Genomic DNA, 26,229 nt, shown 5'->3' with positions numbered 1-26,229 from the left:
CCTGCCGCCGGTACCCTTCGTGGTGATGGGACTTCTGAAGGACGCGCGCTCCGCTGTACGCCTGGTGCGCAAGGCGCTCGACCGCCGCCGCGCCCGCCACTGGTACCGCGAGCGGCTGCGCCAGGCGCCGCCGCTGCCACCGCGCGAGTTCAAGATCGCCGTGTACTTCGCCGACGGCGACGTCAACCTGTACCAGATCCGCCAGTGGTACAAGCCGCTCGCCGAGCTCGCGAAGCGCTGGCCCGTCGTCATCGTGTCGCGCACGATTACCGGCGCTGAGCCGCTGCTGCGCGAATCGCCCGTTCCTGTCGCCTACCTCAAGACCGTCGTCGACATGGAGCGGTTCCTCGCCGAGCAGGACATCCGCATCGTGCTCTACGTCAACCAGAACATGCGCAACTTCCAGATGATGCGCTACGGCCAGCGCTGGCATGTGTTCATCAATCACGGTGAGAGCGACAAGATGTACATGACCACCAACCAGTTCAAGGCGTACGACTACGCCCTGGTTGCGGGGGATGCCGCACTGGCGCGCCTCGGCCGCGAGCTGTGGGACTACGACCTCGACCGCCGCGCCATCAAGATCGGCCGCCCGCAGGCCGACCACTACTCGGGCGAGCTGCCGTTCACGCCCGACGAGCGCCAGGTCGTGCTGTACGCGCCCACCTGGGAGGGCGATCGGCCGGCTGCCGCCTACGGCTCCATCGCGAGCCACGGCGAGGCGCTCATCGCCGCGCTGCTCGCCGATCCGCGCTACCGCGTGATCTATCGCCCTCACCCGCGCAGCGGCGCGGTGCTGCGCAGCTACGGCGAGGCGAACCACCGCATCATCGCGGCGCTCAAGGCGGCGAACGCGGCTGACCCGAGCGCCCACCACGTGTTCGACGACGGGCCCGAGCTCGGCTGGCAGCTCGCCGTCGCCGACATGGCGATCGTCGACATCTCGGCGATGGTCTACGACCGGCTCGCGGCAGGCAAGCCGCTGCTCGTCACGCGGCCCGTCGACCCCGAGGCGGAGATCGACGAGGGCGGCTACCTCTCCGACGCGGACTGGCTCGAGGCATCCGATGCGGCATCCGTCGCCGCTCTCATCGACACGATGTCGCATGACGCCATGGCCGCCGCCCGGCTGCGCAACTGGGTCGAGTACTACTTCGGCGACACGACGCAGGGCGTGGCGACGACGCGCTTCCACGCGGCGATCGGATTCCTGATGGAGGAGTGGGCCCGCCACGCTGCGCTGCACGCGAGCGAGGCCTCGGCCTCTTAACCGTGCGCGGCCAACGCCCGCTTCGCGATCTCTTCGTCGAGCACGATGACGTCCGACGGCGGGAAGGCGTTGCGCGCGGCGTTGACGACGCGGCGACCGAGCAGGTTGTTGCCGAAGCCGCCGACGACGGCGCCGATGCCGTAAGGCAGCGCACGCCCGATGATCGAGCCGGCCTGGCGGGCGGCGACCTTCTTGAAGAACATCGTCTTGAGCTTGTTCAGCACGGGTTTCAGCACTGCGGTCGGCACCGAGTCGCTGACGATGGCGCCCCAGTAGCCGGCGCGCGTGACGTCCTCGTTGAGGATCTCGAGGCCGAACTGCTTGATGATGTCGCTGCCCTCTTTGCCGAGCATCAGCGCGAGCACCAGCGTGCGGGTGCGCTCGGGCTCGTCGACGCTGATGCCATGCAGCTCGGCGACGGACTGAGCGAACAGCGCCGTGGTCTCGAGGAAGGCGACGGTCTCTGCGGCGGAGAGCGCGAGCGCTGTCACGGTGCCGACGGCCGGGATCACGGCGGTGGCGCCGGTGGCCGCGCCCGTGCCGGTGACGGCGGCGAGGTAGCGGCGCTCGAGCACCCAGTGCAGCTGCTCGACGGTCGCGTCTGGGTGCTTGCGCTTGATGGCATTGAGATGCGCGACGACGGCGGGGCGGTGAAAGCCCACCAGCGTGTCGACGGACTTCTCGATCGTGTTCGGCAGAAACGTGCCCTTCACGTTGCCCTGCTTGTCGACCTTGACGAGCTCTTTGGTCTTCGTCTTCTTGCGAGCCATGCGGGCGAGTCTATGGCGGTTATCTTCGAGTTATGGAGCCCTTGCGGATTACCCAGGAGATGCTCGATGAGCTCCTCTCAGGCTTGGTGCTGACGGGGGCGACGCCCGATCAGCTACGCGAGCGAGCAGAGACCTTGTACTCATGGGCGACGGATGCCGGGCGTTTCGAGCTCGGGCCGGGAGTGAGCCGGGCGGCCGTGCTCTCGAGTGCCGCCGAGGACTACATGGTCGCCGGCGACACCGACCGGGGGCTTGAGGTGGCGCTCGAGGCGAAGGCAGCGGCCGGACCGGGGGAGTACGAGCCGCACGCGACGCTGATCGCGATCTATGTCGAGCGCGGTGACGTGGCCGCGGCCAGGGCCGTCGCGGAGGAGGCGCGCTCAGGCGTGGCATCCGACCCCATCGTCGCCGACCTGATCGGGGACTCGTTCGAGCTCGCGGGAGAGTTCGCGCAGGCCGAGCGGATCTACTCGATCGGCCTGCGGGGTGCGAGCAGGGACGCCGACGGCATCTGGTACGAGCGCCTGCTGCGCGACCGCCACCGCGTGCGCCGCGACCAGAACAAGCCGCTCGACGGTTTCGACGAGGAGTTCGAGGCGTTCACGGGGGAGTGACGCCGGCGACCGCTCACTCGAAGAGCGCGCGGTAGAAGAGCGTGAACACGGGCACGTAGACGAGCGCGACCAGCAAAGCGTGGGTCAGAACGAATCCGCCGAGCTCAAGCGCGCGCCCAGGCTCGCGCAGGTGGCCCGCGAGTTTGCGGACGAGGGATGCCGGATGCCGCACATCCCAGCTGTTGAAGCGCAGGTACCGGCCGAGGTAGACGCCGAGCGCGCCGAGCACGATGACCGCGCCCGCGAAGACCCAGCTGAACACGGGCGCCCCTGAGCCGTGCCCCGTCGGGTCGGCGATCAGCACGATGAACTCGGACTGCACGATCAGCAGGCTCGCGATCGCGTTCATGATGCCCGACAGGGTCAGCGTCAGGGTCTGGATGATGTCGAACCAGAGCGGCACCCTGTCATCGGCACCGCGATGGCTGAAGTTCAGCTCGGTGATCAGGTAGATCGCGTTCGGGAAGAACAGCAGCCAGAGCAGAGTCGCGAGGGTGAGATAGCCCCAGAGGATGACGGGAACCACGCCCTGCAGCAGATCGGCCAGCGCCGTGAGCGCCGGCGCGAGGAAGAGGAGCCCCGCCACGGCGGCCAGCGCGCCCACCACGGGCACGAAGGACAGCGCGACGTTGACGAGCATCGGCCGATAGAGCCTCGCGCCGTAGAGCCGCGCCCGCAGCACGATCAGCACGACCGCGTAGACGTTCAGCAGAGCGACCGCGATCAGATCGACGAGGGCTGCCATGCGTCATGCATAGCGCACGGCAGGGTCAACCCTCGGGATCCCAGGGGGCAATCAACTCGAGCCCGATGTGGCAGTGGTTAAAACCCAGATGGATTTGCCCGCTGGTCCCGCTTTCGCGTGGCATATAGGCAAGAGGGGTGAGTCCGAGAGCCGCCAAGAGGAAGACCGCCGCGTCGGTCGCGCTTGGTGAGCGAGTGAAGGCGCTACGTCAGGGCATCGACGGCGCCACGCAGGAGCGGGTCGCGCAGCTCGCGGGCATCGACCTCACGAACTACGGCGACATCGAGCGCGGCTTCGGCAACCCGACTTTCGAGACGCTGCTGCGCATCGCCGGCGTGCTGAAGGTGCCGGCGAGCAAGCTCATCGACGGGCTGAGCCGTTCGGATCTTCCCGACGAGGACCCCGAGCTCACGGTCGCCGACTTCATCGAGGCCCGAAAACAGCAGCGGCGGGTCGCGCGGGGCTAGAAGACCGCCCGCCACAGGTATTCGTCGCCGTTCTGGCGCCGCCACCTCACGATGAGCGTCGTGGCCCGTGCTAGATCATCACCTTCGATCGGCAGCCAGGCCGTGTCACCCGCATTCACCGTCACGGGGAAGTGGTCGGGCAGCGAGCCTGGCCCGACGAGCGAGAAGCTCACGTGCTTCAGCGTCTCGAGGCTGCAGTTCTTGAGCCCGTACGTGGGCGCATGGTCGCGGATCAAAAGCCACGGAACGGGATAGGCAAGGGAAGCGTCTGACATGCGAGGCACGTTAGGTGCGGCATCCGACACCCTCACCCCGGATGTGAGCAAAGCGGATTCCTGGTCCGCTGTGCTGAGGGAGATCCCTGCTACGCGTCGACGATGGGCGGCACCGAGCCCATGTTGTAGTCCGCGTTGTAGCGGTCGATGACGTCGTCGATCGGGCCGTCCATCACGAGCTCGCCCTTCTTGAGGTACAGCCCGCGTGTGCAGAAGCGCCGCAGATCGCGCTCGGAGTGCGAGACGAAGAACAGCGTGCGCCCGGCCGCCAGCAGTTCCTCGATGCGGCCGTAGCACTTCTCGCGGAAGGCCTTGTCGCCGACCGCGAGCACCTCGTCGACGATCAGGATCGGCTCCTCGAGCTGCGTGATCACGCTGAACGCGATGCGCACCTTCATGCCAGAGGACAGGTGCTTGTAGGGCGTGTCGAGGAAGCCGGGGATCTCGGCGAAGTCGACGATCTCATCGAACTTCGCGTCGATCTGCTTCTTCGACATGCCGTGCAGGCCGGCCGTCAGATACACGTTGTCGCGCACGGACAGGTCGTCGACGAATCCGCCCGTGATCTCGATCAGCGGCGCGACGCCCTGCCGCACCCGCACCGAGCCCTCGTCGGGGATCAGCACCCCGGCGATCAGCTTCAGCAGCGTCGACTTGCCCTGGCCGTTGCGGCCGACCACGCCGATCGCCTCGCCGGGGCGGATGCCGAACGTGACGTTCCGCAGTGCCCAGAACTCGTCGGGGCGCGAACGTCGCCGGCGACCGGCGAACAGGTCCTTGAACGACCGCTTGGCGCGCTTGTTGCGCTTGAATCGGATGCCCAGGCCGGACACCTCGATGACATCGCCGCTTCCGCCGGTCGCGACCACGGGCGGGGAATCCACCGCGACCATCACATCTCCTTCAGGACGGCGGGCACCGAGCGCCGGAAGACAAGCGTTCCGATGCCGAGGATGACGAGCGACCCGATCGCCGAAACGATGACGTGGAGGGCATTGAACTCATGCGGCCAGAACGCCGAGCGGTACAGCCCGAAGATCCCGGTCAGGGGATTCAGCTCGAGGAGCGGTCTGACGGGGAATCCGCGGATGTCATTCGGCCACTGCGTGGGCGAGTACAGCACCGCCGACGCGTAGAAGAGAACACGCAGGATCAGGCGAACGGCGCGCTCCAAGTCCTTGTAGAACACGGTGAGCGGCGCGACGATCAGCCCCAGCCCGTAGACGAGGATCGCCTGCAGCACGAGCCCGACGGGGAACCACAGGACCGTCCAGTGCACGGGCGTCGGGAAGAGGATCGCGAAGATCACGAGGACGGCGAGGGATGCCACGTACTCGATGCCCTTCGAGAGCACGATGCGCGCCACCCAGAGCGACTGGGGGAGCTTCACCGAGCGCACGAGCTTCGCCTCTTTGCTGAACACCCGCGTGGCATCCGTGATCGCGCCGTTGAACCAGGTCCACGCGAGCAGCCCCGTCATCAAGTAGACGATGTACGGGTTCTCGCCCTGCTTGTCGCCACGGTGGAAGACGACCACGAACACGAAGAAGTAGATCAGCGACATCAGCAGCGGGTCGAGCACCGACCACACGTAGCCGAGGGCGTTCGTCGTGTACCGCACCGACAGATCGCGCTTCGTCAGCAGCCACAGCGAGTGGCGGTATCTGGCGAAGGGAGTGCGCTGTGCGGGGCGCACCGCGGTGGAGCTGGTCACGGCCTCAATGCTAGGGGGCGCATCTGGGTATGGTCGGAAGGTGACCCAGGTGAGAATCGGCGTTCAGATCGCCCCGCAGCACGCGTCCTACCAGCAGATCCGCGACACCGTCGTCGAGCTCGAGCAGCTCGGCGTCGACGTGCTCTTCAACTGGGACCATTTCTACCCGCTGTCGGGCGAGCCCGACGGCCTGCACTTCGAGGGCTGGACGATGCTGGCCGCGTGGGCCGAGCAGACGAGCCGGGTCGAATTCGGATGCCTGGTGACCTGCAACTCGTACCGGAATGCCGACCTGCTCGCCGACATGGCGCGGACCGTCGACCACATCTCGGCACGGGGCACGGATGCCGGGCGTCTGATCTTCGGCATCGGCTCGGGCTGGTTCCAGCGCGACTACGACGAGTACGGCTACGAGTTCGGCACGCCGGGGACGCGGCTCGACGCGCTCGCCGAGGCGATGCCGCGCATCGAGGCGCGCTGGTCGAAGCTCAACCCGGCGCCGACGCGGAAGATCCCCGTGCTGATCGGCGGCGGGGGAGAGAAGAAGACCCTGCGCATCGTCGCCCAGCACGCCGACATCTGGCACAGCTTCAGCGACCTCGAGACGCTGCGGCGCAAGAAGGCGATCCTCGCCCAGCACTGCGAGACCGTCGGGCGCGACGTCTCTGAGATCACACTGTCGGCCGCCTTCGGGCAGGCGGCGCCCGCGGAGGTCGGCGACGCGCTCGTCGAGGAGGGCGTCCGTCTCTTCACCGTGGGCATCACCGGCCCCGATCACAAGGCCGGAGTCGAGCAGGTGAAGGCCGCGCTCGCCTGGCGCGATTCGCTCTAGCCAGGCAGCTCGCCGTCGGCGGCGAGGAGCGCGGGGATGCCGGCGGCCGACGGCAGCAGGTGGGTGTGGCGGTGGCGGCCGAGCTGCTCGGCCGAGTAGGCGCCCGTGAGCACCCCCACGACGTAGCGCACCCCGGCGGCGACACCCGCGCCGAGGTCGTTCGCGGTGTCGCCGGCGACGAGCACCTCGTCGACCGAGGTGACGCCGGCGGCCTCCATTCCGCGGAAGATCAGGAACGGGGCGGGGCGGGAGACGGGAACCTCGTCTGACGTGGTCACGGCGTCGAGGTCTTCCCCGAGCCGCCACCCGACGATCTCGAGCAGCAGCTCGGCGACGTCACGCGAGTACCCGGTCTGGAGGGCGACCTTGACGCCCGAGGCGCGCAGCGCGGTGACCGCCTCGCGCACCCCGGGGATGATGGTGGGCGGATCGGCGAGGTACTGCGCCCGCAGGGTCGTGCGGAACTCCTCGAACAGGGCGTCCTGCCGCGCGCTGTCGGGAGCTTCGCCGAGCGCGGTGAGCAGCCCACCGATCGCCGCGTGCTTGCTCGTGCCGCCCCACGTCGACAGCAGCTCGTCGCTGATGGCGCGGCCCGTCGCCTGTTCCACGGTGGAGCGCAGCACGGCATAGACCGTGCCGGCCTCCGCGATCGTGGTGCCTGCCATGTCGAGGGAGACGAGGCGGATGGTCATGCGGGCAGTCCTTCCTGGAGCACGGGTGCGGCGAGACGAGCGACGCTCGGGCGCGAGACGGCCGAGGTCGAGCGCGAGTTGCGGATGGCGAGCTTCGCGCGATCGGTGCGGTAGCGGTCGTCGGCGTATTCGAGGACATGCCCGGCCGACGACGTGGTGAGCCGCTCCACGCGCAGCAGCGGCGAGCCGGGCGGCACGCCGAGCTGCTCGGCGTCGAGCGGATCGGCGGCGACGGCGTCGATCGTGTGCGTTCCGCTGTCGAGCGGCACCCCGCGCTCGATGAGCGCGCCGAAGATCGAGCCGTCGTCGGGGTCGAAGTCGAACAGTCGGCGCCCGACCTCGGAGATGTACCAGCTGCGCTCGAGCATGGCGGGCAGGCCGTCGATCGAGCGGCGGCGCACGATGACGACGGCCCGATCGGATGCCGCGAGCTGCAGCTTTCCCGCGACTTCGGCGGGTGGCACGCGCCAGGCGAGCTCGATGGTGTGCTGCCCAGGAGTGCGCCCGGTCGCCTGGACCCACGCGCTGAACGAGAAGAAGTCGTCGATCGAGTGCGCGAGCGGCCGGCCGAGCACCGTCGGCACGCGCCCCTGGCTCGTCTCGATGAGCCCCTCATTGCGCAGTTGCGCGAGTGCCTGCCGCACCGGCCCGCGGCTCGCGCCGAACTGCGCGCTGAGCTCCGATTCGGAGGGCAGAGGCGCGCCGACGGCCAGGTCTCCCGATCGGATGCGCTCGCGGATCGCGTCAGCGACGACGACGTGTAGAGGCATTCGCACGGTCTCAATACAAGTGCCCCAACCGTCGCGACCGGTCGATATACGGCGGTCTGTTCACCTACCGTTTTCCCCGCGGTCCCGCCGATTGAACTTCTCATGACAAGTGCTGCGGCGCGCTGGCATCCGCCGTCCCCGGCCCGTCACAGTGGCACTCGTGACCCCGGCCTCCACCGATCTTCCTGCCCGCTACGACGTCGCCGTCGTGGGCGCCGGCATCGTCGGGCTCGCACACGCGTGGCACGCGGTGCGCGCGGGGCTCAGGGTCGTGGTGATCGAGCGCGACGAGTTCGCGGTCGGCGCGAGCGTGCGCAACTTCGGCCACATCTGCACGACCGCGCAGTCGGGGCTCGTCTACGAGTACGCGCTGCGGGCGCGCGAGGAGTGGCTGATGCTGGCGACGGATGCCGGGCTGCCGGTCGCGACCACTGGCACGGCGGTCATCGCGCGACGCCCGGAGGAGCTCGCCGTGCTCGAGGAGTTCGTGGGCGAGCGCAGCGACGACAACGTGCTTCTCACCGCACCACAGCTCGCCGAGAAGCTGGGCTTCGATGCCCCCGGCGCCCTCGGCGGCGCCTGGCTCGGGCTCGACCTGCGGGTCGACGCACCGACAGCCATTCCGGCGTTCGGCGCCCAGCTGGCGCGGCTCGGGGTCGAGTTCCGCTACCGCGCCAACGTGCTCGGGGTCGAGTCGGGCCGCCTCGTCACGGCTGCCGGCGACATCGCGGCCGACCGCATCATCGTCGCCGTCGGCCACGACGTCGACCGCCTCTTCCCGGCGGCCGCCGCAGCGCACGAGGTCGTGCGCTGCCGACTGCGCATGATCGAGGCGGATGCCCCGACCGGGCTCGTCGTCGGCCCGGGCGTCTTCACCGGAACCTCGCTGCTGCGCTACGACGGCTTCGCCGAGACGAAGGCGGCGGAGGTGCTGCGCGATGCGCTCGCCCGCGAGGTGCCGGCGCTCGGCGAGCACGGCGTGAATCTCATGCTCACGCAGCGCCTGCCGCACAGCGCGCAGGCCGGGCGGCTCGTGCTGGGGGACACGCACCACTACAGCCTCACCGAGCCCCCCTTCGACGACGAGGCGAGCGACGAGCTGCTGCTCGCCGAATTCCGCGCGTTGCTCGGGGTCGACCACCTGGTCGTGCGCCGCCGCTGGCGCGGCGTGTACGCCTCGAGCACGAAGGGCCCCTACCTTGTCGCGCACCCCGCGCCCGGCGTCACCGCCGTCTCGGTCACGAGCGGCATCGGCATGACGACGGCGCTCGGGCTCGCGGCATCCGTTCTCGATCTCTAAGTCCTGTTTCTCACCCCTGCATCACCTGTCATCCGAGGAGAACAATGAACAGCAAGCTCCGCCGCGCGGCCTCCGGCCTCGTGCTCGTGGCGGCCGCGGCCATCGCGCTGACCGCCTGCGCGGGCAACGGCAGCACCTCGAGCGCCGCCGACGCCAAGGACTGCAAGACCCTGTCGACCGCACAGGCCGCCAAGGCCACGAGCGCGGCCGATTTCGGCGGCCTCGACTGCCTCGCCCAGGCAGCCGAGAAGGAGGGTCACCTCAACGTGATCACCCTGCCGCCGTCGTGGGCGAACTACGGCAAGATCATCGCCGGATTCCAGAAGAAGTACCCGCAGATCAAGATCAACTCGGAGAATCCCGACGGCTCGTCGCAGGACGAGGTCGACGCGGCGAAGACGAACAAGGGCCAGTCGACCGCGCCCGACGTCTTCGACATCGGCACCACGGTGCTGAGCGCGAACCCCGACGTCGTCACGCCGTACAAGGTGCAGAACTGGGACAAGATCCCGGCCGACTTCAAGGACCCCGACGGCAACTGGTACTACGACTACACGGGCCTGATCTCGATCGGCTACGACTCGTCGAAGATCAAGAAGGCGCCGACCTCGCTCGACGACCTGCTCGGCGCGCAGTACAAGAACGCCGTCGCCATCAAGGACTCGCCCGTGAAGGCGAATGAGTCGCTGATGGACGTCGTGCTCGCCTCCGTGCAGAACGGCGGCTCGGCGGACGACCTCACCACGGGTGTCGACTTCTTCAAGAAGCTCAAGGCCGCCGGCAACTTCGTGCCCACCGTCGCCGCGCAGGCGACCGTCAACAACGGCTCGACCCCGGTCGTGCTGCAGTGGTCGTTCAACAACGTCGCCTGGGGCGACGCGTCGCAGGGCGGTAACCCGAACTTCAAGTCCGTCGTCCTTCCGGGCGCGGCCGTCGGGTCTTACTACAACCAGGCCGTCGCCGCGGGCGCGGCCGACCCCGCCGCCGCCCGCCTGTGGGAGGAGTACCTCTACACCCCCGAGGTGCAGAACCTCTACCTCGCGGCCGGCGCCTACCCGGCGATGCTCGACGCGATGAAGAAGGACGGCACCGTCGACAAGGATGTGCTCGCGAAGGTCGGCGACGCGCCTTCCGACATCACCCTGCTGACCGCGGACCAGGCGACCAAGGCGGGCGCGCAGATCGCCCAGCTCTGGCCCGCCGCGATGGGCTGAGGCAGGAACTCGCCATGACCGCTGTCGCACCGCGCGCGGCGAGCGGCCGGTCCGCAGGCGCCGGGGCCGTACGGCCCCGGCGCCGTACGGCCGGCTGGCTCGGCTTCACACCGTTCGCCGCGTACACCCTCGTCTTCCTCGCCGTGCCGACCGTGCTCGCCGTGTGGAGCGGTCTCACCGATGAGAAGGGCGCCTTCACGCTCGCCAACCTCGGCGCGTACCGCGACCCGATCATCCTGAAGGCGTTCGCGAACTCGATCGGGCTGTCGCTCGCGACCGCCGTCGCGAGCGCGATCGTCGGCGCCGTCATCTGCGTGGCGCTGCTCGCGGTCAACCCGGTCGGGTTCACGCGCGTGGTGGCGGATGCCGCGGCATCCGTCTTCGCCCAGTTCGGCGGCGTCATGCTCGCCTTCGCCTTCGTCGCCACGATCGGCACCACCGGCCTGCTGACGCTGTTCCTGAAGCAGGCCTTCGGCTTCGACATCAACTCCATCGCGCTCGACCCGACCGCCGGGCCGCTCATCAACCAGGTCTCCGGCATGTTCTTCGTCTACGTCTACTTCTCGGTGCCGCTCATGGTGATCGCCTTCATGCCGGCGCTCGTCGGCCTGCGCCCGCAGTGGGGGGAGGCGGTCGCGACGCTCGGCGGCGGCCGCTGGAGCTACTGGCTGCACGTCGGATTCCCCGTGCTCGCACCGTCGTTCTTCGGCTCGATGATCCTCGTGTTCGCCGGCGCGTTCTCGTCCTACGCGACGGCGTCGGCGCTCACCAACAACGGCGTCATCATCCCGATCATCATGCAGCAGGATCTCAGCAGCGAGACGCTGCCGGGCATCGCGCACGTGCCCGGGGTGCTCGCGATCGGCATGATCGTCGTGATGGCGGTCGTGATGTGGCTGTACTCGCTGCTGCAGCGCCGCGCCGCGAGGTGGCAGCGATGAGCGCCCGCACCGCGCGGGCGCCCCGCGTCGGCGCCACCCCGAGCCGCACGACGGCGACGATCGTCCTCGTGCTCGCCGCGTTCGGCTTCCTCTACCCGCTGTACGCGCTGTTCCGCTTCGCGTTCTGGCCGACCGCGCAGACACACGGCTTCACCCTGCAGCACCTCGAACGGCTCGCCGACCCCGGCCAGTCCTATATGTACTCGCAGCTGTTCGAGGGCATCCAGAACTCCCTCGTCATCGCGATCGTGACGGTCGTGCTGATGATCGTGTTCCTGCTGCCCGCGATGATCCTCGCCGAGCTGCGCTACCGCCGCCTGCGCCAGGTGATCGAGTTCGTCTGCCTGCTGCCGATCTCGATCCCGACTGTCGTGCTCGCCGTCGGCTTCGTGCCCGTCTATCAGCAGCTCTGGCACGTCACCGGCTCGGTCGCCTGGGTGCTCGCGTTCGCCATCGGCATCATCGTGCTGCCCTACGCGTACCGGCCCATCCAGTCGAACATGTCGGGGCTCGACATGGTGACGCTCGCGGAGGCCTCCCGCTCGCTCGGCGCCGGATGGCTGGCCACGGTGTGGTCGGTGATCCTGCCGAACCTGCGGCGCGGCATCCTCTCCTCCGCCCTCATCACCGTCTCCGTCGTGCTCGGCGAGTACACGATCGCCTCGTTCCTCACGCAGAACACCTTCCAGACCGCGCTCGCGCTGCTGCAGCACGCCGACCCGTACGTCGCCGCGACCTTCGCACTCGGCGCGCTGCTGCTCATCTTCCTGATCCTCGTGCTGATCGGTGCCGCGGGCACGTTCAGCGGCGCCCGCAAGCGAAAGGCTGCATAGCTGATGTCCGTCGTCGAATCCGTCTCAGCCGCCGCCGCCCTCGAGGTCGCCGGCACCGCCGTCGAGCTCATCGACGTCGTCAAGCGCTACGGGAGCCATCAGGCGCTCGCCGGTGTGGACCTGCGCGTCGAACCCGGCGAGTTCATCGCCCTGCTCGGCCCGTCGGGCTGCGGCAAGACCACCGCGCTGCGCGCCCTCTCCGGCCTCGAGCAGATCGATGGCGGCCGCATCGTGATCGACGGCACGGATGTCGCGCAGGTTCCGGTGAACAAGCGCGACATCGGCATGGTCTTCCAGTCCTATTCGCTGTTCCCGCACATGACCGCACTGCAGAACGTCGAATTCGGCTTGCGGATGCGCAAAGTGGATGCCGCGGGCCGGCGTTCCCGCGCCACCGAGGCCCTCGAGCTGGTCGGGCTCGGCGAGCTCGCCGAGCGATACGCCCACCAGCTCTCCGGTGGCCAACAGCAGCGCGTCGCGCTCGCCCGCGCCCTGGTCACGCGCCCGCGCGTGCTGCTGCTCGATGAGCCGCTGTCGGCGCTCGACGCGAAGGTCCGCGTCAGCCTGCGCGACCAGATCCGCCGGATCCAGAAGGATCTCGGCATCACGACCCTGTTCGTCACCCACGACCAGGAGGAGGCGCTCGCCGTTGCCGACCGGGTCGCCGTGATGAACGCGGGGAACATCGAGCAGATCGGCACGCCCGAGGAACTCTACCTCAACCCGCGCACCTCGTTCGTCGCCGACTTCGTCGGGCTCTCGAACAAGCTCGACGGGAACGCCGTCGGGGGAGTGGTGACCGTGTACGGGCAGCCGCTGAGCGTGCTCGGTGAGTCGGCGGTCACCGGCGCGGTCACGGCCTTCGTGCGGCCGGAGGATATCGCCCTTTCCGACACAGGGCTGCCCGCCACCGTCGTCTCGACGAGCTTCCTGGGCTCGCTGCGCCGCACCTTCGTGCGCCTCGTCGACGAGACCGTCGTCGCGGTGCAGCACGAGGTGAGCGACAAGCCGCAGCCAGGCGACAGCGTTGCGCTGCGCTTCAAGGGACGGCCGGTCGCGGTGAGCCCGCGCGGCGGAGCGTGAGTTACGCGAACAGGTTGTTCGCGCGCTCGAGGTCTTCCGCGAAGTCGACCTCGACGGCGTAGAGGTCGGAGATATCCATCGGCTCCACGCGCATGCCGTCACGGCTGATGGAGAGCTCGATGCCGCCTTCGAAGTACTCCTGCGCGTCGACCTTGTCGAGAGCGCGGATGAGGGCGGCCTTGTCGCGGCCGGAGACATAGTTGATGCCGACGGCCTCGCCGAGCGCCTTGCTCAGCTCGACCTTCTTCGAGAGCTTGTCGATGAAGCCCTCGGCGTCGACGGTGTACTTGACCTCTTCGTCGGAGACCTTCGAGGTGTTCACCGTGACGAAGCTCTGGTCGCGCGCGATGAGATCGGCGGCACGCACGAGGGCGGCGGGGTCGAAGACCACATCGCCGTTCATCCACAGCACGCCGCCCTTGTTCGACGCGCGCAGCGCGCGCAGCAGGCTCTTGCTGGTGTTGGTCTGGTCGTACTGCTCGTTGTAGACGAACTTGGCGCGGTCGCCGTAGCGCTCGACGATCTCTTCGGAGCGGTAGCCGACGACGATGGTGACCTCGGCGTCAGCGCCGAACGCCGCCTCGACGTTGCCGAGCTGCTGACCCATGATCGTGCGGCCGTCGACGAGCTCGGTAAGGCACTTCGGCAGCGAACGGCCGAGGCGGGTTCCCATGCCGGCGGCCAGAATCACGATCTGTGTAGTCACGCTTACTCCTCACAGTGGACGACAGACGTTCACGCCGAGTTTACCCGGTCCATCTCCGCGGGTGCCCTGAACACGCATTTTCGTAACCGGTCTGTAGCAGGGGGCGCGGGATGTACGAGCGTCTTGCTACGGTGGCCCCATGAGCTCGCTTCCGGAGACGCCCGCTGAAGACGGACCCCGTGCGAACCCTGTCTCACCGGTTGAGCCTGTGACGGAAAGCGCCCCGTCAGAGCCGAAAAAGCCCGCGACCCCGCGTGCGCCGCGGACCCGGGAGGCGACGCCGCGGACGGCTGCGAAGCCCCGGACACCGGCCAAGCCGCGAGCCCCGCGCGCTCCGCGTGCGAAGGCGGCGCAGAAGACCGCGCCGGCGCCGGTTCCCGAGCCGAAGCCCACCGCCCTCGGCATCCGTCAGCTCTACAAGCGCTTCGGGAGCACGATCGCGCTCGACGGCGTGAGCATCGACGTGCCGGAGGGCTCGTTCTTCGGGCTCGTCGGCCCCAATGGCGCGGGCAAGACCACGATGCTCTCGATCGTGAGCGGCTTGCTGCGCCCCGATTCCGGCGAGGTCGTCGTGCACGACGTCGACGTGTGGAAGCAGCCGGAGCGCGCGAAGCACCTGATCGGCGTGCTGCCCGACCGCCTGCGCCTCTTCGACCGCCTCACCGGCGCGCAGCTGCTCTACTACTCGGGCACGCTGCGCGGCCTCGACGGTGCGACCGTGACGTCGCGCGTGAACGACCTCGTCGAGGCGTTCGGCCTCGAGGGCGCGGTGGGGCGCCTCGTCGCCGACTACTCGGCCGGCATGACGAAGAAGATCGCGCTCGCTGCGGCGCTGATCCACTCGCCGCGCGTGCTCGTGCTCGACGAGCCGTTCGAGTCGGTCGACCCGGTCTCGGCCGCGAACATCACCGAGATCCTGCAGAAGTACGTGGCGTCGGGCGGCACGGTCGTGCTGTCGAGCCACAGCATGGACCTCATCCAGCGCATCTGCGATCGCGTCGCGATCATCGTCGCGGGCGTCGTGCTCGACTCGGGCACGGCCGACGAGGTGCGCGGGCAGAAGACGCTCGAAGAGCGCTTCGTCGAACTGGCAGGGGGGCGCAAGGCGGCGGAGGGCCTCGAGTGGCTGCACAGCTTCTCGGAGTGACGATCCCCGACCGCGCGCGGGCGGTCCGGTACGCGCGCAGGCTGGGCGATGGGGTCACGGATGCCTTGGCCGACGTCCCCCGCTTCCTCAGGCTCAAGCTGGCCCTGCTCGGCGGCGCCTTCCGCCGCAGCCCGTGGCAGGTGGTCGGCCTGGTGCTGGCGTCTCTCTACGGCGTCGGGATGATGGCGCTGCTCGTCGCGGGGCTGATCGCCGCGCGGTTCGTGCCCGATGTGGCATCCGTTCGCTCCATCGTGATCGTCGCGGGCACCGTGGTGACCACGGGATTCCTGCTGCTGCCGCTCGTCTTCGGCGTCGACGACACGCTCGACCCGCGGAAGTTCGCACTCTTCGGCATCACGAAGAACCGGCTGGCGGTGGGGCTCGCGGCGGGGTCGATCCTCTCCGTCCCCGCCATCGTGCTCGCCGTCTGCGTGCTGGCGACCGTCGTGACGTGGTCGCACGGGTTCTGGCTCGTGCTGCTGGCGCTCGTGAGCGCGCTGATCGCGATCGCCACGGGCGTCCTCGCCGGTCGCGTCGCGACGGCCGTCGCGGGTTTCCTGCTCGACACCCGCCGCGCCCGTGAGCTGACCGGCGTTGTCGGCGTGCTGCTCGTCGTGCTGATCTCGCCGCTCGTGCTGTCGCTCTCGAACGTCGACTGGGGCGCACAGGGCCTGTCGATCGTCGGGGTGTTCGCCGACATCCTGCGCTGGTCGCCGATGGGGGCCGCCTGGGCGGTGCCCGCCGACACCGCAGCGGGTCACGGCGGCGCCGCGGCGCTTGAGCTGGTGATCGCGCTCGCTGCGCTTGCGGCGCTGTGGGTCGCCTGGCGTGCGCTGGTCGCGTACATGATCGTGACGCCGTCGCGGTCGGCCGACGTCAAGACGTACTCAGGACTCGGCTGGTTCGGCCTCATGCCCGCCAACGCGTGGGGAGCGGTCGCCGCGCGCAGCCTCACCTATTGGGCGCGGGATGCCCGCTACTGGGTCTCCCTCGTGATGATCCCGGTCATCCCGGTGATCGTCCTGGTCGCATTCGGCGTCGTGCACGCGATCCCCGGCACCTATCCCGCGTTGCTGCCGCTGCCGATCATGGTGCTCTTCCTCGGCTGGGCGGCGCACAACGACGTCGCGTACGACGGCACCGCCGTGTGGCTGCACGTCGTCGCGGGCCGGGTCGGGCTCGCCGACCGTGTCGGCCGGCTCGTGCCGCTGCTCTTCATCGGCATTCCGCTGATCGTGATCGGAACCGCGGTCTCCGTGTACTTCTACGGCGACGCGCGGGCCGCTCTTCCGCTCGTGGGCGTCACGGTGTGCGAGCTGTTCGTCGGGCTCGGCCTCTCGAGCGTGACCTCGACACTCGCGCCGTATCCCGTGCCGAAGCCCGGCGACAGCCCGTTCGCGCAGCCGCAGAGCGTCGGTGCGGTGTCGGCGGTCGTGCAGGGCTTCAGCCTCACGGTGATCCTGCTGCTGTCGGCCCCGTCGATCACCTTCGGCGTGCTCGGGGTGTTCGTCGACCCGGCGTGGTTCACCGCGTCGCTATGGGCGGGGCTCGTGGTCGGCGTGCTGGCGCTCGCCGGTGGAGTGCTCGGGGGTGCGGCGATCTTCGACCGCCGCGGACCGCAGATGCTGGCGGCGGCGGTCCGCGCTGCGTGACAGCCGCGTGACACGCGTGTGCGCGGCGCTTCTACACTGGACGGCATGAGCATCTCGGAACCCGGCGGACCGCTCGAAGGCGGCAGCACTGCGACGCTCGATCGCGAGCTCGAGGAGCTGCTCGAGAAGGAGTCCATCGAAGAGGGCGACCACGACCGGTTCTCCCATTACGTGCGCAAAGAGGCGATTCTCGAGTCCGCCGTGACCGGCAAGCCCGTGAAGGCTCTCTGCGGCAAAGTCTGGGTGCCGGGGCGCGATCCGGAGAAGTTCCCGGTGTGCCCCGAGTGCAAAGAGATCTACGAGTCGCTCGCCGACTGAATCTCGAATAGATCTCGACACAGGGCAAAACTGCTGACAAGCGGTGGTTTTGTGTCATAGCCTGACCCCGTCGCTGTACCGCATTCGGGTGATGGGTGGGGCTGGATGAGTTCGGGGTTGGCCGGGTTGTGAATCCGGTGTTCCGTAAGCGCGCGCGGCCCGTCGTTGCGGGGGGCGCTGCGGTTGCGGCATCCGTTTTCTCACTGCTGAGCGTCGGGGCGCCTGCCCTGGCTGACACGCCGACACCCACGCCGACGGCGACGTTCACGCTCTCGCCGACGCCGACGCCGCTGCCGACGCCCGGCGTGACGCCGGGCCCCGTCGACTGCGTCGACTACACCTACACGCTGCTGTTCAACCCGCCGGCCGCCGGGCCGCAGGGATTCGCGTTCATCACCTGTGTTCCCGTGGTGCCGGGGCCTCAAGGCGCGGCCGGGGCGACGGGTGCGGCCGGTGCGCAAGGCGGCATGGGGCTCACGGGTCCCCAGGGGCCTGCCGGCGTCAATGGTGGGACCGTCATCATCGGAGGTTCGGGGGAGGCAGGGCCGCAGGGGCTCACCGGCGCCGATGGCGCGCAGGGGCCGCAGGGTTCTGCAGGTGCGCAGGGACCGCAAGGCGCCCAGGGCTCGGACACGGGGGTGCAAGGGCCTGCTGGTCCGCAGGGCGAGCAAGGCGTGCAGGGTGCCGACGGGCTCCAGGGATCTCAGGGCTCACCGGGGAGTCAAGGATCGGCGGGGCCAGCGGGCCCCCAGGGCACGACGGGCCCGTCGGGTCCGATCGGGGCCGCTGGTGCGCAGGGTTTCCAGGGTGCGCCGGGCTATCAGGGGGCGCAGGGCCCGCAGGGCTCGACCGGGGTGGCCGGCCCGCAGGGCGCGACGGGGGCGATCGGAGCGCAGGGCGGCAACGGGCCGCAGGGCGCGGCAGGGGCCACCGGCGCGACGGGACCCCAGGGGCTGCAGGGCACGCAGGGCGTGCAGGGATCGGTAGGCGTCGCCGGCGCGCAGGGCAACCAGGGTGCGCCGGGGCAGATGGTGCGCAGGGTGCGACCGGCGCCCAGGGTGCAGCGGGGGCGCAGGGGGACCAAGGCGAGACCGGAGCGGCCGGCCCGCAGGGCCTGCTCGGGCCGCAGGGCAACCAGGGCTATCAGGGTGTGCAGGGTCCGCAGGGCACCCAGGGCTATCAAGGCAACGACGGCGCCGAGGGGCTCGTCGGACCGCAGGGCGCGGCAGGCGGCTCCGGCGAAGAGGGCACGCAAGGACAGCAGGGTTCTGCCGGCCAGCCGGGGCCACAGGGTGATCAAGGCCAGATCGGAGCCCAGGGCAACCAAGGCGTCCAGGGCTCCGACGGCCTGCAGGGGCCGCAGGGGTACCAGGGTGCAGTCGGCGCCCAAGGCGACACCGGCGCGACGGGAGCCACCGGTCCGCAGGGCGACATCGGCGCGACGGGGGCGACGGGCAGTGCGGGCCCGCAGGGGCTTCAAGGCGCGCAGGGCGACCAGGGAGCGCAGGGCGACCAAGGTGCAACCGGTGCGCAAGGTGAGACCGGTGCGACGGGTGCGCAGGGCAGCCAGGGCTATCAGGGCATCACCGGCGCGCAGGGCTCGCAAGGTGCGGACGGCGCGCAGGGCGATCAGGGGCTGACCGGCGCTCAAGGCTTCCAGGGCGCAGCCGGATCCCAGGGTGCCGTAGGCGAGCAAGGTCCGGTGGGCGCGACGGGCGCGACCGGAGCCCAGGGCAACCAGGGTGTTACTGGTGCGCAAGGCAACCAGGGCTTCCAAGGGGTCGCCGGCCCGCAAGGCGATGAAGGCGCGCAGGGCTCGCAGGGCGCCACCGGCGCGCAAGGCACCACCGGGGCGCAGGGCGGCCAAGGCGACCAGGGCGCGCAAGGTGCGCAGGGCGAGCAAGGCGCGCAAGGGGACCAAGGCGCGCAGGGGGAGCAGGGCGCGCAGGGCGGTCAAGGCGCTGCCGGGGCCCAAGGCCCCCAAGGTTTCCAAGGCGCCGACGGCACGCAGGGCACCACCGGTGCTCAGGGCTCGCAGGGCAGCCAGGGTGCGCAGGGCTTCCAGGGAGTCGCCGGCGTTCAGGGTTTCCAAGGCGCAGCTGGGGTGCAGGGGGCCCAGGGCTCGCAAGGCAACCAGGGCTACCAGGGCAATGCGGGACCGCAGGGATTCCAGGGCTCCGCCGGAGCGCAGGGTGCCACCGGTGCTCAGGGTGCTGCGGGCGCCAATGGTGCTCAGGGCGCGGCCGGAGCCGCCGGCAGTCAGGGTTCGCAGGGCGTTCCCGGAACCAACGGGACCAACGGAACGAACGGCGCTCAAGGCGCGCAGGGCAGCACCGGCGCGCAGGGGTCCCAGGGCTCGCTGCTCGCCTTCGCGAACTTCATCTCGAGCACGACCCAGACCGTCAATACGGGCGACAACGTCACGCTCGGAACGGTCCAGGCCCAGGTGGGCCTTACGGGCAACATCACGAACTCCGGCGCGATCATCACCTTGCAACCCGGCACGTACTGGCTTGAAGGCGGAGTGGGCGCAACTCAGACGACCAGCCTGCTCGGCACAGGAACGGGCATGGGGTACACGTTCTACAACATCACCGCCGGCGCCTACATCGGCCAGATGGGCGGCCACGCCGCGGGGAACGTGTCGTACAGCTACAGCGATCCGCAGGGCGCCGCCGTGGTGGGGATCACCGTCACGGCGCCGACTCAGATCGCCTTGCGCATCAGCAATCTGTCCCAGACCTCGACGATCAACCAGCAGGGCGACGGACAGCCGCCCGTCTACCCTGCGTCGATGTCGTGGGTCACCGTCATGCAGGTCGGCTGAGGGGAAACCACATGAAGACATTCGGATCGCGCAGGGTCGTCGCCGCCATCGCGGGAGCGCTCGTGGTCGGGTCTGCGCTCGCCGGCTGCACGAACGGGAGCGCGAGCGCGAAGCATCCGTCATCGTCCGCCGCGCCTACCTCGACACAGGCCGCGCTCGAGAACCAGATGCTGCAGAACGGCATCAAGCAGGCGGGCGCGGGCAAGTACGATGACGCGACCTCGACCTTCAAGGCGATCGTCGCGCTGGATGCGAAGAACAAGTACGCGCTCTACAACCTCGGCCTGATCGCGCAGATCCAGGGCGACAAGGACGGCGCGCTGGACAACTATGACAAAGCGATCGCGGTCGACCCGAAGTTCACCTCGGCGCTGTACAACAAGGCGATCGTGCTCGAGCCCTCCGATCGCAAGCAGGCGGAGAGCATCTATGAGCAGATCGTGAAGATCGACCCGAAGGCGTCCACGTCGTTCCTGAGGCTCAGTTATCTCTATCAGGCCGACGGGGATCAGGCGAAAGCGGATGCCGCGAAGCAGTCGGCCCTCAAACTCGACCCGTCCCTCGCCACCGTCACCCCGACTCCCGGCCAGTGAGCGACGGCTACGCCGGCGCCGCGCCGCGCTTCTCGATCTTCACCCCCTCCCACGACCCGCGCTACCTCGCCGAGTGCGAGGAGAGCGTGCTCGAGCAGACCGCCGACGACTGGGAATGGATCGTCTACCTGAACGGCGGCGCGGAATGGGCGCCCGAGTCGGAAGACCCGCGCATCCGCGTCTTCTCGACCGAGGCGAGCCTCGGGGTGGGAGCGGCAAAGCGGCGCGCGTGCGCCCAGGCATCCGGTCAATACCTCGTCGAGCTCGACCACGACGACATGCTGCTGCCCGCCGCGCTCGCCGAGGTGGGCGCGGCGTTCGAGGCGCGTCCGGCGGCATCCCTCGTCTACAGCCACTGCGCCGCGATGCTCGCTGACGGCGGCCGGGACGAGACCCGGTATCGCGAGGGCATCGGCTGGGAGTACCGCGATGTGCGCGTCGGGCAGCGCGTCCTGCAGCATCCGGTGTCGTTCGCGCCGACGCCGCACAACGTGTCGTACATCTGGTACGCGCCGAACCATGTGCGCGCGTTCCGGCGCTCCGCCTACGAAGAGGTGGGGGGCTACGACGCGTCGCGGGACATCCTCGACGACCAAGAGCTGATGAGCAGGCTTTATCAGTGGGGCGAGTTCGTGCAGCTCGACCAGTGCCTGTATCTGCAGCGGATGCATGATCGCAACACGCAGCGCGACGGTGTGCTCAACGCGCGCATCCAGACGGAGACGGTCGAGCTCTATGCGCGGTACTTCGAGGGCAACGCGGTGGCGTGGGCGCGACGCGCAGGCCTGCTCTGCCTTGACTTCGGGGGCGCACACAACAAGGCGGTCGGATTCCTCGGGGTCGACCAGCACCCCGGCCCGGGCGTCGACATCGTCGCCACTCTGCCCGGGCCGCTCGACCTGCCCGACGGTTCGGTCGGGGTCATCCGCGCGTACGACTTCTTCGAGCACGTCGCCGACAAGATCGGCCTGATCACCGAGATCTACCGGCTGCTCGCGCCCGGCGGCATCCTCATCTCACGCACGCCGTCGACCGACGGGCGCGGCGCCTTCCAGGACCCGACGCACGTCGCCTACTACAACCAGAACTCGTTCTGGTACTACACCGACCAGAACCTCAGGCAGTACGTGGCGGGGCTCGATGTGCGTTTCCAGGTCTCGCGCCTCGTGACGTTCTTCCCGACGCAGTGGCACCAGGCCAACGACATCTCCTACGTCGACGCTTTCCTGCTCAAGCTGCCCGACGGCGGGGTGCGGAACGCGGCCGAGATCAACGTCTGAGCAGCCGGCTACACGAACAGCGTGTGCAGCACCGGGTCGCCGGCGCCCAGGCGGAACGCCTCCTCCGGCAGCTCGTCGATCGCCTTCGCGTTGTGCAGCCGGGCGGCCGCCACTCCGTCGGGGCCGAGGAATGCGACATCCGCCTCGCCGTCCGCCATCAGCGTGGTGAGCAGCTCGCGCCCCTCGGCGCGCGGCGGCCGCGTGGTGAGCACGTGCACGACCTCGGCGGTCGCGGTGCCCGAGGAGTCGAGGTGCCGGATCGGCACCTTGCGACCGCCGACGGACGCCTTCCCATCCGACTTCTTCGCCACCGGAATCCATTCGCCCTGATCGGTCTTGTGCGCCACCAGCTTGTAGACCATGCCGGCCGCGGGCGCTCCGGAGCCCGTCACGAGCGAGGTGCCGACGCCGTAGCTGTCGACGGGGCTCGCCGACAGCGCCGCGATCGCGTACTCGTCGAGGTCGTTGGTGACGGTGATCTTCGTGCCCGTCGCGCCCAGCGCGTCGAGCTGCGCGCGCACCTTGCCGACCAGCTTGGGCAGATCACCGGAGTCGAGACGGATGCCGCCGAGCTCCGGCCCCGCGACCTTGATCGCCGTCTCGATCGCCTGCTCGACGTCGTAGGTGTCGACGAGCAGCGTCGTGCCGACGCCCATCGCCTTCACCTGCGAGCGGAACGCCTCCTCCTCGGTGTCGTGCAGCAGCGTGAAGGCGTGCGCCGCCGTGCCCATGGTCGGGATGCCCCAGACGCGGCCCGCCTCGAGGTTGGAGGAGGCGGAGAAGCCGGCGATGTACGCGGCCCGGGTCGCGGCGACGGCGGCGTCCTCGTTGGCGCGCCGAGAGCCCATCTCGGCGAGCGGCCGGCCGTTCGCAGCGTGCACCATGCGACTCGCCGCTGTCGCGATCGCCGAGTCGTAGTTGAGCACGGAGAGCACGAGCGTCTCGAGGATCACCCCGTCGGCGAACGGCGCCTCGACGGTCAGGATGGGCGAGCCGGGGAAGTACACTTCGCCCTCGCGGTAGCCCGTGATCGTGCCCGTGAAGCGGTAGTCGGCGAGCCAGTCGAGGGTTGCGGGGGAGACGACGTGCTCGGCTTGCAGCCACTCGAGCTCGGCGTCGCCGAAGCGGAAGCGCGAGATCAGCTCGAGCAGGCGGCCCGTGCCGGCCACGACCCCGTAGCGCCGGCCGAGGGGCAGCCGACGGCCGAACACCTCGAACACGGATTCCCGGGCGTAGGTCCCGTCAGCCAGCGATGCGTCGAGCATCGTCAATTCGTAACGGTCGGTCAGCAATGCCGTCGACGAGGTCATAGCTGACACGTTATCTAGACTCTTCCCTATGAGCGATGCGCCGATCGGGATCTTCGACTCGGGTGTCGGCGGGCTCACGGTGGCGCGGGCGGTGCGCGACCAGCTGCCGAACGAGAGCATCCTCTACATCGGCGACACTGCTCACTCGCCGTACGGCCCGAAGCCCATCGCCGAGGTGCGCCGCTACGCGCTCGAGGTGCTCGACTTCATGGTCGACCAGGGCGTCAAGATGCTCGTGATCGCCTGCAACACGGCCAGCTCGGCCATGCTGCGCGACGCGCGCGAGCGCTACGACGTGCCCGTCGTCGAGGTGATCCAGCCCGCAGTGCGGCGTGCCGTCGCCGCCACCCGCAACCGCCGGGTCGGCGTCATCGGCACGCTCGGCACGATCAATTCCAGGGCATACGAGGATGCCTTCGCCGCCGCCCCCGAGCTCAAGCTGTTCACCGCCGCCTGCCCGCGCTTCGTCGAGTTCGTCGAGGCGGGCGTCACCAGCGGGCCGGAGCTGCTCGCGCTGGCATCCGATTATCTGCGCCCCTTGAAAGACGCCGGGGTCGACACCCTCGTGCTGGGGTGCACGCACTATCCGTTCCTGAAAGGCGCGATCTCCTACGTGATGGGTGAGAGCGTCTCACTCGTGTCGAGCGACGTCGAGACCGCGAACGACGTCTACCGCGTACTGGTCGGGCAGGGGCTCGAGCGGCAGGCATCCGTCGCTCCTCTCATCCACTACGAGGCGACGGGCGCCGACACGCTCGCCTTCCAGAACCTGGCGAACCGGATGCTGGGGCTCGACGTGACCCGCGTCGATCTCGTGCAGACCGGTGTGATCGAACTTCCTTCCGTCTAGAGAGGCACGCAATGTCCGAAGAACTCCGCGCCGACGGGCGCACGCCCGCGCAGCTGCGCCCCGTGACCATCGAGCGCGGCTGGAGCAAGCAGGCCGAGGGCAGCGCGCTGATCAGCTTCGGCGACACGCGAGTGCTGTGCATCGCCTCGTTCACGAACGGCGTGCCGCGCTGGATGACCGGCAAGGGCCAGGGCTGGGTCACGGCGGAGTACTCGATGCTGCCGCGCGCCACCAACGACCGCAGCGACCGCGAGGCGGTGAAGGGCCGCATCGGCGGCCGCACTCACGAGATCAGCCGCCTGATCGGCCGATCTCTGCGCGCCGTCGTCGACTTCAAGGCGCTCGGCGAGAACACGATCGTCCTCGACTGCGACGTGCTGCAGGCCGACGGCGGCACCCGCACCGCGTCGATCACGGGCGCGTACGTCGCGCTTGCCGACGCGCTCGCCTGGGGCAAGGAGCGCGGATTCATCGGGAAGAAGGCGCAGCCGCTGAAGGACTCCGTGTCGGCGATCTCGGTGGGCATCGTCGCGGGGGAGCCCATGCTCGATCTGGCATATGTCGAGGACTCGCGTGCAGAGACCGACATGAATGTCGTCGTCACCGGCTCGGGGAAGTTCATCGAGGTGCAGGGCACGGCCGAGGGGGAGCCCTTCGATCGCGATGAGCTGAACGCGCTGCTCGATCTGGCGCTGCTCGGGAACCTCGAGCTCGCTGACATCCAGCGGGCCGTGCTGACCGCAGGGGCCGAGGCCTGATGCGCGTCGTCCTCGCGACGCACAACGCGCACAAAGCGCGGGAGTTCCAGACGATCCTGGCGCGGGGAGTGAGCGAGCTCGAGATCGTCACCTACGACGGGCCCGAGCCCGTCGAGGACGGCGCGACCTTCGCCGAGAACGCGCTCATCAAAGCGCGCTTCGCGGCGGCGCACACCGGGCTGCCGGCGCTCGCGGACGACTCGGGCATCTGCGTCGACATCATGGGCGGGGCGCCCGGCGTCTTTTCGGCTCGTTGGTCGGGTCGCCATGGAGACGACCAGGCCAATCTGCAGCTGCTGCTCGACCAGCTCGCCGACGTGCCCGATGCCCACCGGGGCGCGCACTTCTCGTGCACGATCGCGCTCGTCGCGGGCGGCGCCGAGGAAACCGTCGAGGGCGTGTGGTCAGGTCGGCTTGCGCGCGCGGCGCGCGGGGCGAACGGATTCGGCTACGATCCGATCTTCCTGCCCGATGGCGAGGGCGGGGCATCCGCCGCCGAGATCTCGCCTGAGCGGAAGAGCGCGGTCAGCCACCGCGCGCGTGCCTTCGCGGCGCTCACGCCTCTGCTGGCGGCTCTGCCCCGGTAGTCGCGCTCTGCGCTTCGGCTGCGGCGAGGCGCTGCGCCTTGCGCCGCGCGTTCAGCAGGTGCAGGCCCGTCGGGACGATCGCGACGACGACCGCGGCGATGAGGATGATGTCGATGTAGTCCTCGACGAAGTGCTGCACCGGCGGGATGAAGTGCAGCAGATAGCCGAGATAGACGATGCCGCCAGCCCACAGCACGGCACCGACTGCGTTGTAGAGGCTGTAGCGGCGGTACGGCATCTTGCCGACGCCGGCCGCGATGGGCGCGAAGGTGCGCACGACGGGAACGAAGCGGGCGACGATCACGGCGGCGGGGCCGAAGCGGGTGAAGAACTCGTTCGTGCGCTCGACGTTCTCGCGTGAGAACAGCCCGGATTCCCTGCGTTCGAAGATCGGCGGCCCGGCTTTCCGACCGATGTAGTAGCCGAGCTCGCCGCCGAGGAATGCGGCGACGGCGATGAAGAGCGCGACCCAGTAGACGTGCCAGTGGAACGCGAGGATCGTCGGCGCTGAGAGCACGCCGCTGATGAGCAGCAGGGTGTCGCCGGGAAGGACGAACCCGACCAGCAGGCCCGTTTCGGCGAAGATGATCGCGCACACGACGAGCAGAGCCCATGGGCCGGCGCTGTGAATGATCGTCTGCGGGTCTAGCCACGGGACGAGAGAGGCGTGAACCACGGTTC

At 69.3% G+C, this 26,229-nt stretch carries 28 protein-coding genes; 18 read left to right on the top strand and 10 right to left on the bottom strand.

Translation table 11 applies throughout. The features are described from left to right. Positions 1 to 25 precede the first annotated feature (25 nt). Entirely contained in the window at positions 26 to 1,270 is a 1,245-nt protein-coding gene (locus ABD708_RS15640) for a CDP-glycerol glycerophosphotransferase family protein (RefSeq protein WP_344756117.1), read from the top strand. On the opposite strand, the gene ABD708_RS15635 is transcribed toward ABD708_RS15640, so the two are convergent. After that, positions 1,267 to 2,040, bottom strand: coding sequence for a hypothetical protein (locus ABD708_RS15635; protein ID WP_344756115.1), 774 nt, complete (start codon positions 2,038 to 2,040; stop codon positions 1,267 to 1,269). The genes ABD708_RS15640 and ABD708_RS15635 overlap by 4 nt on opposite strands. Positions 2,041 to 2,099: 59 nt before the next feature. On the opposite strand from ABD708_RS15635, the gene ABD708_RS15630 reads away from it, so the two are divergent. Continuing rightward, entirely contained in the window at positions 2,100 to 2,654 is a 555-nt protein-coding gene (locus ABD708_RS15630; RefSeq protein WP_344756113.1) for a hypothetical protein, read from the top strand. Positions 2,655 to 2,667: 13 nt separating this feature from the next. On the opposite strand, the gene ABD708_RS15625 is transcribed toward ABD708_RS15630, so the two are convergent. After that, positions 2,668 to 3,399 carry a DUF1361 domain-containing protein gene (locus ABD708_RS15625; RefSeq protein ID WP_344756112.1) on the bottom strand — a complete coding sequence of 244 codons (732 nt, stop codon included), beginning with the start codon at positions 3,397 to 3,399 and terminating at the stop codon, positions 2,668 to 2,670. A gap of 137 nt (positions 3,400 to 3,536) precedes the next feature. Between ABD708_RS15625 and ABD708_RS15620 the strand changes: the two genes are divergently transcribed. Next, positions 3,537 to 3,866: a helix-turn-helix domain-containing protein gene (locus ABD708_RS15620; protein ID WP_344756110.1), complete on the top strand. Its 330-nt coding sequence runs from the start codon at positions 3,537 to 3,539 to the stop codon at positions 3,864 to 3,866. Here ABD708_RS15620 and ABD708_RS15615 read toward each other — a convergent pair. The 3 genes from ABD708_RS15615 to ABD708_RS15605 all read right to left on the bottom strand — a co-directional run bounded on the left by ABD708_RS15615 (position 3,863) and on the right by ABD708_RS15605 (position 5,855). Then, positions 3,863 to 4,141: a hypothetical protein gene (locus ABD708_RS15615; protein ID WP_344756108.1), complete on the bottom strand. Its 279-nt coding sequence runs from the start codon at positions 4,139 to 4,141 to the stop codon at positions 3,863 to 3,865. The genes ABD708_RS15620 and ABD708_RS15615 overlap by 4 nt on opposite strands. 89 nt (positions 4,142 to 4,230) lie before the next feature. Continuing rightward, positions 4,231 to 5,034: an ABC transporter ATP-binding protein gene (locus tag ABD708_RS15610; RefSeq protein ID WP_344756106.1), complete on the bottom strand. Its 804-nt coding sequence runs from the start codon at positions 5,032 to 5,034 to the stop codon at positions 4,231 to 4,233. Beyond that, positions 5,034 to 5,855: an ABC transporter permease gene (locus ABD708_RS15605; protein ID WP_344756104.1), complete on the bottom strand. Its 822-nt coding sequence runs from the start codon at positions 5,853 to 5,855 to the stop codon at positions 5,034 to 5,036. The genes ABD708_RS15610 and ABD708_RS15605 overlap by 1 nt, the downstream gene beginning before the upstream one ends. Before the next feature lie 7 nt (positions 5,856 to 5,862). Here ABD708_RS15605 and ABD708_RS15600 point away from each other — a divergent pair, with 7 nt between their 5' ends. Beyond that, complete coding sequence (locus ABD708_RS15600) at positions 5,863 to 6,687, top strand: LLM class F420-dependent oxidoreductase (protein ID WP_344756102.1); 825 nt, start codon at positions 5,863 to 5,865, stop codon at positions 6,685 to 6,687. On the opposite strand, the gene ABD708_RS15595 is transcribed toward ABD708_RS15600, so the two are convergent. Beyond that, on the bottom strand, positions 6,684 to 7,379 hold the full coding sequence (locus ABD708_RS15595; RefSeq protein ID WP_344756100.1) for a phosphonatase-like hydrolase: 696 nt from the start codon (positions 7,377 to 7,379) through the stop codon (positions 6,684 to 6,686). The genes ABD708_RS15600 and ABD708_RS15595 overlap by 4 nt on opposite strands. Next, a complete protein-coding gene (locus tag ABD708_RS15590; protein ID WP_344756718.1) occupies positions 7,376 to 8,149 on the bottom strand; it encodes a GntR family transcriptional regulator in 774 nt (257 codons plus the stop codon). The genes ABD708_RS15595 and ABD708_RS15590 overlap by 4 nt, the downstream gene beginning before the upstream one ends. Positions 8,150 to 8,309: 160 nt before the next feature. Between ABD708_RS15590 and ABD708_RS15585 the strand changes: the two genes are divergently transcribed. From ABD708_RS15585 to ABD708_RS15565, 5 genes are read left to right on the top strand one after another with little or no spacing between them, the layout of a single operon-like run. Then, positions 8,310 to 9,449, top strand: a complete 1,140-nt coding sequence (locus ABD708_RS15585; protein ID WP_344756098.1) for a TIGR03364 family FAD-dependent oxidoreductase — start codon at positions 8,310 to 8,312, stop codon at positions 9,447 to 9,449. Positions 9,450 to 9,493: 44 nt separating this feature from the next. Then, positions 9,494 to 10,663: an ABC transporter substrate-binding protein gene (locus ABD708_RS15580; protein ID WP_344756096.1), complete on the top strand. Its 1,170-nt coding sequence runs from the start codon at positions 9,494 to 9,496 to the stop codon at positions 10,661 to 10,663. 14 nt (positions 10,664 to 10,677) lie between these two features. After that, positions 10,678 to 11,604, top strand: a complete 927-nt coding sequence (locus tag ABD708_RS15575) for an ABC transporter permease (protein ID WP_344756094.1) — start codon at positions 10,678 to 10,680, stop codon at positions 11,602 to 11,604. Then, entirely contained in the window at positions 11,601 to 12,437 is an 837-nt protein-coding gene (locus ABD708_RS15570; protein WP_344756092.1) for an ABC transporter permease, read from the top strand. Before ABD708_RS15575 ends, ABD708_RS15570 begins: the two co-directional genes overlap by 4 nt. Positions 12,438 to 12,440: 3 nt before the next feature. Further along, entirely contained in the window at positions 12,441 to 13,520 is a 1,080-nt protein-coding gene (locus ABD708_RS15565) for an ABC transporter ATP-binding protein (RefSeq protein WP_344756090.1), read from the top strand. Position 13,521: 1 nt separating this feature from the next. Here the strand turns inward: ABD708_RS15565 and ABD708_RS15560 are convergent, their stop codons facing one another. Next, a complete protein-coding gene (locus ABD708_RS15560; protein ID WP_344756088.1) occupies positions 13,522 to 14,226 on the bottom strand; it encodes a phosphocholine cytidylyltransferase family protein in 705 nt (234 codons plus the stop codon). A gap of 139 nt (positions 14,227 to 14,365) precedes the next feature. On the opposite strand from ABD708_RS15560, the gene ABD708_RS15555 reads away from it, so the two are divergent. From ABD708_RS15555 to ABD708_RS15530, 6 genes are all read left to right on the top strand, one after another. Then, on the top strand, positions 14,366 to 15,373 hold the full coding sequence (locus tag ABD708_RS15555) for an ABC transporter ATP-binding protein (protein WP_344756086.1): 1,008 nt from the start codon (positions 14,366 to 14,368) through the stop codon (positions 15,371 to 15,373). Further along, positions 15,349 to 17,025, top strand: a complete 1,677-nt coding sequence (locus ABD708_RS15550) for a hypothetical protein (RefSeq protein WP_344756084.1) — start codon at positions 15,349 to 15,351, stop codon at positions 17,023 to 17,025. The genes ABD708_RS15555 and ABD708_RS15550 overlap by 25 nt, the downstream gene beginning before the upstream one ends. A 45-nt stretch (positions 17,026 to 17,070) precedes the next feature. Beyond that, complete coding sequence (locus ABD708_RS15545) at positions 17,071 to 17,343, top strand: DUF3039 domain-containing protein (RefSeq protein WP_344756081.1); 273 nt, start codon at positions 17,071 to 17,073, stop codon at positions 17,341 to 17,343. Between the two features lie 1,150 nt (positions 17,344 to 18,493). After that, positions 18,494 to 20,170 carry a collagen-like domain-containing protein gene (locus tag ABD708_RS15540; RefSeq protein WP_344756079.1) on the top strand — a complete coding sequence of 559 codons (1,677 nt, stop codon included), beginning with the start codon at positions 18,494 to 18,496 and terminating at the stop codon, positions 20,168 to 20,170. A gap of 11 nt (positions 20,171 to 20,181) precedes the next feature. Next, complete coding sequence (locus ABD708_RS15535; RefSeq protein WP_344756077.1) at positions 20,182 to 20,763, top strand: tetratricopeptide repeat protein; 582 nt, start codon at positions 20,182 to 20,184, stop codon at positions 20,761 to 20,763. Next, positions 20,760 to 22,043 (top strand): glycosyltransferase, encoded by a 1,284-nt coding sequence (locus ABD708_RS15530; RefSeq protein WP_344756075.1) that lies wholly within the window; start codon positions 20,760 to 20,762, stop codon positions 22,041 to 22,043. Before ABD708_RS15535 ends, ABD708_RS15530 begins: the two co-directional genes overlap by 4 nt. A gap of 8 nt (positions 22,044 to 22,051) precedes the next feature. Here ABD708_RS15530 and ABD708_RS15525 read toward each other — a convergent pair whose 3' ends face one another. Continuing rightward, entirely contained in the window at positions 22,052 to 23,353 is a 1,302-nt protein-coding gene (locus ABD708_RS15525; protein ID WP_344756073.1) for a nicotinate phosphoribosyltransferase, read from the bottom strand. A 28-nt stretch (positions 23,354 to 23,381) separates the two neighbouring features. Here ABD708_RS15525 and murI point away from each other — a divergent pair, with 28 nt between their 5' ends. Genes murI through rdgB form a run of 3 tightly spaced genes read left to right on the top strand, consistent with a single transcriptional unit; the run spans position 23,382 to position 25,548 of the window. Continuing rightward, positions 23,382 to 24,203 carry a glutamate racemase gene (murI, locus tag ABD708_RS15520; protein ID WP_344756071.1) on the top strand — a complete coding sequence of 274 codons (822 nt, stop codon included), beginning with the start codon at positions 23,382 to 23,384 and terminating at the stop codon, positions 24,201 to 24,203. 11 nt (positions 24,204 to 24,214) lie between these two features. Then, positions 24,215 to 24,961, top strand: a complete 747-nt coding sequence (gene rph, locus ABD708_RS15515) for a ribonuclease PH (RefSeq protein ID WP_344756069.1) — start codon at positions 24,215 to 24,217, stop codon at positions 24,959 to 24,961. Then, entirely contained in the window at positions 24,958 to 25,548 is a 591-nt protein-coding gene (gene rdgB / locus ABD708_RS15510; RefSeq protein WP_344756716.1) for an RdgB/HAM1 family non-canonical purine NTP pyrophosphatase, read from the top strand. Before rph ends, rdgB begins: the two co-directional genes overlap by 4 nt. Here rdgB and ABD708_RS15505 read toward each other — a convergent pair. Then, entirely contained in the window at positions 25,517 to 26,224 is a 708-nt protein-coding gene (locus tag ABD708_RS15505; RefSeq protein WP_344756067.1) for a DedA family protein, read from the bottom strand. The genes rdgB and ABD708_RS15505 overlap by 32 nt on opposite strands. Positions 26,225 to 26,229: the final 5 nt, after the last annotated feature.

The organism is Gryllotalpicola koreensis (assembly GCF_039538185.1).
Classification (GTDB): domain Bacteria; phylum Actinomycetota; class Actinomycetes; order Actinomycetales; family Microbacteriaceae; genus Gryllotalpicola; species Gryllotalpicola koreensis.
This window is presented reverse-complemented; position numbering and strand designations above follow the sequence as displayed.